The organism is Streptomyces scabichelini (assembly GCF_011045015.1).
Taxonomy (GTDB): Bacteria; Actinomycetota; Actinomycetes; order Streptomycetales; family Streptomycetaceae; genus Streptomyces; species Streptomyces scabichelini.
Window position 1 is genome coordinate 1 of record NZ_JAAKZY010000330.1, and the last position, 8,397, is coordinate 8,397.

Annotated in this window: 8 protein-coding genes and 1 pseudogene; 3 read left to right on the forward strand and 6 right to left on the reverse strand. The window is 69.0% G+C overall.

Going from position 1 to position 8,397, the window contains the following annotated elements; all coding sequences use genetic code 11:
* Positions 1 to 21: 21 nt before the first annotated feature.
* The 3 genes from mqnE to G5C60_RS48025 all read right to left on the reverse strand — a co-directional run bounded on the left by mqnE (position 22) and on the right by G5C60_RS48025 (position 2,482).
* Entirely contained in the window at positions 22 to 1,185 is a 1,164-nt protein-coding gene (gene mqnE, locus G5C60_RS48015; protein WP_165270159.1) for an aminofutalosine synthase MqnE, read from the reverse strand.
* A 75-nt stretch (positions 1,186 to 1,260) separates the two neighbouring features.
* The gene (locus G5C60_RS48020; protein ID WP_165270161.1) at positions 1,261 to 1,716 is read right to left on the reverse strand and encodes an Lrp/AsnC family transcriptional regulator; all 456 of its coding nucleotides are present in this window, start codon (positions 1,714 to 1,716) and stop codon (positions 1,261 to 1,263) included.
* A gap of 91 nt (positions 1,717 to 1,807) precedes the next feature.
* Complete coding sequence (locus G5C60_RS48025) at positions 1,808 to 2,482, reverse strand: UbiX family flavin prenyltransferase (protein WP_165270163.1); 675 nt, start codon at positions 2,480 to 2,482, stop codon at positions 1,808 to 1,810.
* Positions 2,483 to 2,838: 356 nt separating this feature from the next.
* Between G5C60_RS48025 and G5C60_RS48030 the strand changes: the two genes are divergently transcribed.
* Positions 2,839 to 3,393, forward strand: coding sequence for a rhomboid family intramembrane serine protease (locus tag G5C60_RS48030; RefSeq protein WP_420907483.1), 555 nt, complete (start codon positions 2,839 to 2,841; stop codon positions 3,391 to 3,393).
* Here the strand turns inward: G5C60_RS48030 and mqnP are convergent.
* Positions 3,383 to 4,285 carry a menaquinone biosynthesis prenyltransferase MqnP gene (gene mqnP, locus G5C60_RS48035; protein ID WP_165270167.1) on the reverse strand — a complete coding sequence of 301 codons (903 nt, stop codon included), beginning with the start codon at positions 4,283 to 4,285 and terminating at the stop codon, positions 3,383 to 3,385. The two genes, G5C60_RS48030 and mqnP, sit on opposite strands and share 11 nt — an antisense overlap.
* Positions 4,282 to 5,739: a menaquinone biosynthesis decarboxylase gene (locus G5C60_RS48040; protein WP_165270169.1), complete on the reverse strand. Its 1,458-nt coding sequence runs from the start codon at positions 5,737 to 5,739 to the stop codon at positions 4,282 to 4,284. The genes mqnP and G5C60_RS48040 overlap by 4 nt, the downstream gene beginning before the upstream one ends.
* Positions 5,740 to 5,839: 100 nt before the next feature.
* Here G5C60_RS48040 and G5C60_RS54405 point away from each other — a divergent pair.
* Together G5C60_RS54405 and G5C60_RS48050 are read left to right on the forward strand one after the other, a co-directional pair.
* Positions 5,840 to 5,938: pseudogene (locus G5C60_RS54405) on the forward strand (hypothetical protein); the annotation flags it as partial.
* A complete protein-coding gene (locus tag G5C60_RS48050) occupies positions 5,898 to 7,337 on the forward strand; it encodes a purine-cytosine permease family protein (protein ID WP_165270172.1) in 1,440 nt (479 codons plus the stop codon). The pseudogene G5C60_RS54405 and the gene G5C60_RS48050, both read left to right, overlap by 41 nt.
* Here the strand turns inward: G5C60_RS48050 and erm are convergent.
* Positions 7,324 to 8,112 carry a 23S ribosomal RNA methyltransferase Erm gene (erm, locus tag G5C60_RS48055; RefSeq protein WP_165270174.1) on the reverse strand — a complete coding sequence of 263 codons (789 nt, stop codon included), beginning with the start codon at positions 8,110 to 8,112 and terminating at the stop codon, positions 7,324 to 7,326. The genes G5C60_RS48050 and erm overlap by 14 nt on opposite strands.
* Positions 8,113 to 8,397: the final 285 nt, after the last annotated feature.

Sequence of the window (8,397 nt, forward strand, 5' to 3'; positions counted from 1 at the left end):
GGTGGGTGGGAAAGCAAACGTTCAGACCCGCATGGGCTGCGGGGATTCGCGGAGCGCCCGGTCCGGGCCCTCGTACTCGCGGAGCACCTCGTAGCGCGTGTTCCGCTCCACCGGGCGGAAGCCCGCGTCGCGGATGAGGTCCAGCAGGTCCTCACGGGTCAGCTTGTTCGGCGTGCCGTAGTTGTCCGCGTCGTGTGTGATCTTGTACTCGACGACCGAGCCGTCCATGTCGTCCGCGCCATGCTGGAGGGCCAGCTGGGCGGTCTGGACACCGTGCATGACCCAGAAGACCTTGACGTGCGGGACGTTGTCGAACAGCAGACGAGACACCGCGAAGGTCTTCAGGGCCTCCGCGCCGGTCGCCATCTGGGTACGGGCCTGGAGCCGGTTGCGTACCTTGCCGTCCTTCATGTCGACGAAGTCGTGCTGGTAGCGGAGGGGGATGAAGACCTGGAAGCCACCCGTCTCGTCCTGGAGCTCGCGCAGGCGTAGGACGTGGTCCACCCGGTGCCTCGGCTCCTCGATGTGGCCGTACAGCATCGTGCTGGGTGTCTTGAGGCCCTTGGAGTGCGCGAGGCGGTGGATGCGCGACCAGTCTTCCCAGTGCGTGCGGTGGTCGACGATGTGCTGCCGTACCTCCCAGTCGAAGATCTCCGCGCCACCGCCGGTCAGCGACTCGAGACCGGCTTCGATCAGCTCATCGAGGATCTCGGACGCCGAGAGACCCGAGATCGTCTCGAAGTGGTGGATCTCCGTCGCCGTGAAGGCCTTCAGGGAGACGTTCGGGAGGGCCTTCTTCAGTTCGGAGAGCGAGCGCGGGTAGTAGCGCCATGGCAGGTTCGGGTGCAGGCCGTTGACGATGTGCAGCTCGGTGAGGTTCTCGTTCTCCATCGCCTTGGCGAGGCGGACGGCCTCCTCGATGCGCATCGTGTACGCGTCCTTCTCACCCGGCTTCCGCTGGAAGGAGCAGTAGGCGCAGGACGCCGTGCACACGTTGGTCATGTTGAGGTGGCGGTTGACGTTGAAGTGGACCACGTCACCGTTCTTGCGGGTCCGCACCTCGTGCGCGAGACCACCCAGCCAGGCCAGGTCGTCCGACTCGTACAGCGCGATGCCGTCCTCACGGGTCAGCCGCTCACCGGCCCGGACCTTCTCCTCCAGCTCGCGCTTGAGCCCGACGTCCATGCCTCTACCTCTCCCTGCCCGTCTCTGCCCGACAACGTCCTGCCCGACAACTCGGTCAACCGTACGCCCCGCGCCCTACTCCTCCTCCGGCAGCTCACCCACCCGGTTCTCCCACTTCGTGGACAGCACGATGGTCGTACGCGTACGGGAGACGCCCTTCGTGCCGGACAGCCGGCGGATCGTCTTCTCCAGGCCGTCCACGTCCGGCGCCCTGACCTTGAGCATGAACGAGTCCTCGCCCGCGATGAACCAGCAGTCCTCGATCTCGTTCAGGTCCCTCAGGCGGCGCGCCACGTCCTCGTGGTCGGCTGCGTCGGAGAGTGAGATGCCGATCAGGGCGGTGACGCCGAGGCCGAGCGAGGCGGCGTCGACCGTCGCCCGGTAGCCGGTGATGACGCCGGCGGCCTCGAGGCGGTTGATGCGGTCGGTGACGCTGGGCCCCGACAGTCCGACGAGGCGTCCCAGCTCCGCGTAGGAGGCCCGGCCGTTCTCCCTGAGGGCCTGGATGAGCTGCCTGTCCACCGCGTCCATGCGATCGATAGCCTTCCGCTGAAGAGTTCCTGAAGTGATGAGTGGGTACTGCTCGTTGCTCAGGTGGTGCGCAGGTAGTGCTCGGTGGCGCTCAGGTGGTGCGTGAGCCGCCGCCGAGTTCGCCCTCCCAGCGTCGGTAGAGCGTGTGCTCGACGCCCGCCGCGTCCAGCACGCGCCCGGCGACGAAGTCCACCAGGTCCTGGATGTGCGTGGCGCCCGCGTAGAACGCCGGAGAGGCCGGCAGTACGGTCGCGCCCGCGGCGTCCAGGGTCACCAGATGCCGCAGCGTCTGACCGTTCAGCGGGGTCTCGCGGAGGGCGACGACCAGCTTGCGGCCCTCCTTGAGCGCGACGCTCGCGGCCCGCTGCAGCAGGTCCTTGGAGAGGCCGAGCGCGACCCCGGCGACGCAGGCCGTGGACGCGGGCACGATGAGCATGCCCTTCGAGGGGTACGAGCCCGATGACGGCCCCGCCGCGAGGTCACCCGGACTCCAGTGCCGTGCGTCCTGGACCTGGACGCGGAAGGTGCCGGGCTTCCCGTCCGCGCCACGGGACAGCCACTCCCGAAGGTCCTCGTCCCAGTGGGCGTCCCGGAAACTGATCCCCGTCTCGTCCAGCAGCGTCAGCCGCGAGGCCCTGCTGACGATCAGGTCGACGCTCTCCCCCGCATCCAGAAGCGCACGCAGCACAGCAGCGGCATACGGCGTACCGGACGCACCGGAGACCCCCACGATCCAAGGCGTGCGCTGCGTCTGTCCTGGCTTCATGGTGTCGAGCCTATCCGGCGGCCCGGAGTGGGAACGGAGCGAGGGGCACGGCCGTTAATCTGACAGGGCAACGCGCCGTGCTGGAAGTGCAGTGATGAGGCTGCGGGCCGGTGGGGGCTGGTCGCTCCCCCACTCTCGGCTTCGCTCGAGCGGGGGGACCCCCATCGCGGCGGAGCCGCAAATCGATACAGCCCCGCGCCCCTTACGAGGCGCGTACCGGTGCGTACGACGTGTGCGGGCGGACATGGGGGACGGCGATGGCAGTTAACGGGACTGGTAGCGGAAGCGGACTCGGTTGGGCTCGGAGCGAGCGGGGATGGACCCGTAGCGACCGGGCGAAGACGGCCGCGAAGCTGATGGTGGGCTGGGTGGCCCTGTTGTGGCTGCTCGAAGCGGTCGACGTGGCCACGGGCCACTCCCTCGACGGCCTCGGAATCACTCCGCGCACGCCGTCGGAGCTGGTCGACATCGTGCCCGCCGCGTTCATCCATTTCGGCTTCGGCCACGTGGCGTCGAACAGCTTCCCCCTGCTGGTCCTCGGTTTCGTCGCGGCCCTCGGCGGGCTGCGCCGCTTCGCCGCCGTGAGCGCGCTGATCATCGTCGCCGACGGGCTCGGCGTCTGGCTGATATCTCCGGCGCACAGCAACACCGCGGGGGCCTCCGGCCTGATCTTCGGGCTCTTCGGCTTCCTGGTGATCAGCGGCTTCGTGGAGCGCCGGCCGCTCGGCATCGTGGTCGGGCTGCTGATCGCGGCGGTCTGGGGCGGCTCGATCCTCACGGGCATCGCCCCCACCAACACCGCGGTGAGCTGGCAGGGCCATCTCGTGGGCCTGGTTTCCGGTGTGCTGGCGGCGTTCCTGTTCCGCCGCCCCGCACCCGGCCGCCAGTCGCTCGACCGGGCTATACGGTAAGCCCGCGCACCAGCAGGTCCAGCAGCGCACAGACGAACAGCGAGATCCCGATGAAGCCGTTCGTCGAAAAGAACGCCCTGTTCACCCGGGACAGGTCGTGCGGCCTCACGATCGAGTGCTCGTAGAGGAACGCGGCGGCCACGATCACCAGGCCGAGCCAGAAGAAGGCGCCCGCACCGGTCGCCAGGGCGTACCAGACGAACAGCACCGTCGTGATCGTGTGGCAGACGCGGGCGCCCCAGATCGCGGCCGGGATGCCGAAGCGGGCCGGGACCGACATGACGCCGATCTCGCGGTCGGTCTCGACGTCCTGGCAGGCGTAGATCAGGTCGAAGCCGCCGATCCAGACGCCCACCGCGAGCCCGAGGATCACCGCTTCCCAGGACCACTCGCCGGTGATCGCCAGCCAGCCGCCGATCGGGCCCATCGCCTGGGCGAGACCGAGGATGGCCTGCGGGAAGTTCGTGAACCGCTTGCCGTACGGGTACACCACCATCGGGATCACCGCGATGGGGGCCAGGGCCAGGCACAGGGGGTTGAGCAGGGCCGCCGCGCCGATGAAGAGGACGAGGGCGACCAGCGCGCCCGTCCACGCGTGCTTCACCGACATCGCGCCGGTGACCAGCTCGCGATGGGCCGTACGTGGATTGCGGGCGTCGATCTCGCGGTCGATGATCCGGTTCGCGGCCATGGCGAACGTACGCAGCCCGACCATCGCGACGGTCACCAGGAGCAGCCGGCCCCAGTGGATGTTCCGGTCCAGCTGGAACATCGCCGACAACGCCGCGATGTACGCGAAGGGCAGCGCGAACACCGAGTGCTCGATCATGACGAGGCGCAGGAAGGCCTTCGTACGACCGGGCTGGGGGATTGCGGCAGATGCGCTGCTCACAGGCCGTACTCCTTCCAGCGGCGGTCGACCAGAGCCGCCGTCTCCGGGTCCGAAAGGACCATCTCAGGCCAGCCGCCGTCTCGCGTATAGCCCTCCTCGGGCCACTTCCTCGTCGCGTCGATGCCCGCTTTGCCTCCCCAGAACTGCTGGTAGGAGGCGTGGTCGAGATGGTCGACCGGCCCCTCGACGACCGTGAGATCGCGGGCGTAGTCCGCGTTGCCCAGCGCGCGCCATGCGACCTCGTGCAGATCGTGGACGTCGCAGTCGGAGTCGACGATCACGATCAGCTTGGTCAGGGACATCATGTGCGCGCCCCAGATGGCGTGCATGACCTTCTGGGCGTGCTTCGGGTACTTCTTGTCGATCGCGACGATCGCGCAGTTGTGGAAGCCGCCCGCCTCGGGGAGGTGGTAGTCCACGATGTCGGGCACGATGATCTTCAGCAGGGGGAGGAAGAACCGCTCTGTCGCCCGGCCGAGCGGACCGTCCTCCGTCGGCGGCCGGCCGACCACGATCGACTGGAGCAGCGGCCGCTTGCGCATCGTGACGCAGTCGATGGTCAGGGCCGGGAACGGTTCCTGCGGGGTGTAGAACCCGGTGTGGTCGCCGAACGGACCCTCCGGGAGCATCTCCCCCGGCTCCAGCCACCCCTCCAGTACGACCTCCGCCTGAGCCGGCACCTGGAGCGGCACCGTCTTGCAGTCGACCATCTCGATCCGCTTGCCCTGGATGAACCCGGCGAAGAGGTACTCGTCGATGTCACCGGGAAGGGGGGCGGTGGAGGCGTACGTCACGGCGGGCGGGCAGCCGAAGGCGATCGCGATGGGCAGCTTCTCGCCGCGGCGCGCGGCCACCTGGTAGTGGTTGCGGCTGTCCTTGTGGATCTGCCAGTGCATGCCGATGGTGCGCTTGTCGTGGCGCTGGAGGCGGTAGAGCCCGAGGTTGCGGATGCCGGATTCGGGGTCCTTCGTGTGGGTCAGGCCCAGGTTGAAGAAGGAGCCGCCGTCCTTCGGCCAGGTGAAGAGGGCCGGGAGCTGCTCCAGGTCCACGTCGTCGCCGCGCAGCACGACCTCCTGGACCGGCGCGTTGTCGGACTTCACCTTCTTCGGCGGTACGTGCGTCATGGCGCCGAGCTTCCCGAAGGCCTCGCGCACGCCGACGAACCCGTGCGGCAGTTCGGGCTTCAGCAGCCCGCCGATCTTGTCCGTGATCTCGCCGTACGACTTCAGGCCGAGCGCCTTGAGCAGGCGGCGGTCGGTGCCGAAGACGTTCATCGCGAGCGGCATCGCGGAGCCGCGCACGTTCTCGAAGAGCAGCGCCGGGCCGCCCGCCTTCTGCACTCGGTCGACGATCTCCCCCACTTCCAGATACGGGTCGACCTCGGCCTTGACGCGCTTGAGGTCGCCCTCGCGTTCCAGTGCCCTGAGCAGGGAGCGAAGATCGTCGTAAGCCATGCGTTCCAGTATCCGGTACCGACTACCCTGGCCCCCTAACGGGGCCCTCCCAGGGCCCCGATCGCCACGCACAAGGGGAGTTCGCATGCTCAGGGTGCTGATGTTGCTGGTGCCGCTGGGTCTCAGCATCTACGCCTTCATCGACTGCATCAGCACCGATGAGAAGCAGATCCGCTACATCCCGAAGCCGCTCTGGGCCATTCTCGTGCTGCTCTTTCCGCTCGTCGGCTCGATCTCCTGGCTGCTCGTGGGCAAGGGGCTCGGAGCCCATTCCGCTCGCCGAGCGGCACGGCGGCCCGCTCCAGCTGCTGTGGACGTGGGCCTCGCCGAACATCGAGTTCGCGACGGTCTACATCGGTGTCATCTCCGTCCTCTTCTTCGGCCTGAACTTCTGGCAGGCCTCGGCGGCGCTGCTGCTCGGCACGGCACTCGGCGCGGTCACGCACGGGGTGCTGTCGCTCGACGGACCGCGGTTCGGCGTCCCGCAGATGACGATCGGCCGCTTCTCCTTCGGCTACCGCGGCAATGTCTTCCCGTCCGGGGTCAACGCCCTGGTGGCGGGCGTCGGTTGGTTCGCGGTGAACAGCGTGAGCGCGGCGTTCGCGCTCAACACGCTGACCGGCCTGCGCCCCCTCCCCTCGCTCCTGCTGGTCGTGATGGCGGAGATCGTCATCGGCTTCATCGGCCACAACTTCGTGCACGTCTTCGAGCGGTACGCGTTCCCCGTCCTTGCCGTCGTCTTCCTGCTCGCGGGCGCGTGGACCTTCGGGGAGGCCGACCTGGGCGCGCCGTCCGCGGGCGGCGGCATCGGCGGTTTCCTGCTGGCCTTCAGCGCGGCCTGGGGGTACGCGGCGGGCTGGAACCCGGGGGCCTCGGACTACTCGCGCTATCTGCCGCCGTCCGCGTCCCGTTGGCGTACGGCGGTGTATCCGGCCGTGGGGCTCTTCGTCTCCGTCTCCGTCGTGTCCCTGATCGGCGCGGCCTCGGCGACGATCGCGGCGCCGGAGGGCGCGACGCCGACGGCCGCCTTCACGGGCCATCTCCCGTCCTGGCTCAGTGACTTGGTACTGCTCGCCATCATCCTGGGCGCGGTCTCGGCGAACGCCCTCAACGTCTACTCCTCGGCCATGTCCATCACCTCCCTCGGCCTGCGACTGCCCCGGTGGCTCGGCCGCAGCGCGCTGGTCGTGCTGTCCGGGCTCGCGGGTACGGCGGCGGCGTGGGCGTCGCTGGCCGACGCGGGGCATGCGTACGAGGCGTTCCTGCTGGTGATCGCGTACTGGGTGGGGCCGTGGCTGGGGGTGGTGCTGATGGAGCGGTGGCTTCAGTCGCGTACGCCGGACGAGGAACTGGCACGGCGGCTGGGCGACCGCGCGTACTCCAACTGGCCGGGAATCACCGCCCTGTTGGCGGGCATCGCGGTGTCGGTGCCGCTCTTCTCCAACCAGGAGAAGTACGTGGGCTGGGTCCCGGAGAACTGGCCGTCGTTCGGTGACGTCACCTGTCTGGTGGGGTTCGTGGTGAGCGCGGGGCTGTACGCGGCCCTGCGCAGGCGGACGACCGCGCCCGCCCCCGACCCAGCGCTCACCGCAGCCTGAACAGCTCCGCCCACTGTTCCGCCGTGAGGCTCTTCGGCAGGGCGGTCGGGGCGATCCGGTGGTGGCGCGTCCAGCGGCGGATCCGTTGCCGTGGCAGCTCGGGTGCCGCGGCGGCCAGCATCTCCGGCAGGCCACGCCCCTTGCCGGTGAACACCCGGTGCACGAAGTCCTGGTAGCGCCGCTGGTCCCGGCGGTCGACGAGGGGGCGCTCCCGGCGGGACACGGTCATCAGGCCGCCGTCGACACCGGGACGGGGCCGGAACGCCGCGGCGGGGACGCGCTGTACGAGCCGGAACTCGAACCACGGCCACCACTGCGCGGTCATCATGGTCGCCCCGCCCACACCGGCCCGGCGGCGCGCGACCTCCCACTGCACGAGCAGGACGGCCTCGGTCCAGCCGGGGGCGTTCAGAATGCGCCGGAGCATCGCGGTCGTCTGGTGGAAGGGCAGGTTGCCCACCAGGACATGGGGTGTGGTGGGGACCGTGAAGCGCAGGAAGTCCGCCTGGACGATCGCCGTCGACGGGCGGGTACGGCGGGCGAGGCGTGCCGCCCGCCGGTCGTCGATCTCGATGCCGGTCAGGGGCCTGGCAAGGCGTTGCAGGGGGAGGGTGAGCGCGCCGTCCCCCGCGCCGATCTCGATGATCGGCCCGTCGGTACGGGTCACGAGGCCGATGACGGTGTCGATGACGCTCTGGTCGATGAGGAAGTTCTGGCCGAGCTCGTGACGGCCAGGACGCTGATGACGCTGCTGCTGATGACGCTGGGCACGCAAAGGATCTCCGCGGCTTCGAAGGGAAGCCGGGCAACACGGAAGAGGCCGCCCGGCGGGATGTCGTCCCCGGAACGGCGGGTCCTTGCGATGCGCGCGAAGGCGATGTGCGCGAAGGTGCCGCCGCTAAAAGCGACGGATCAGAGTTACTGCCATGCCGAACAAGCTACGTCACCCCAACTGCCCCTCGGCAACTGATTTTTTCCACGGCCGGTACGCCTCTCAGGCCTCCCCGCAGGCCTCCCTCAGGCCACCGTCCGCAGTCCCCCCGCCCTGTCTCTTATACAC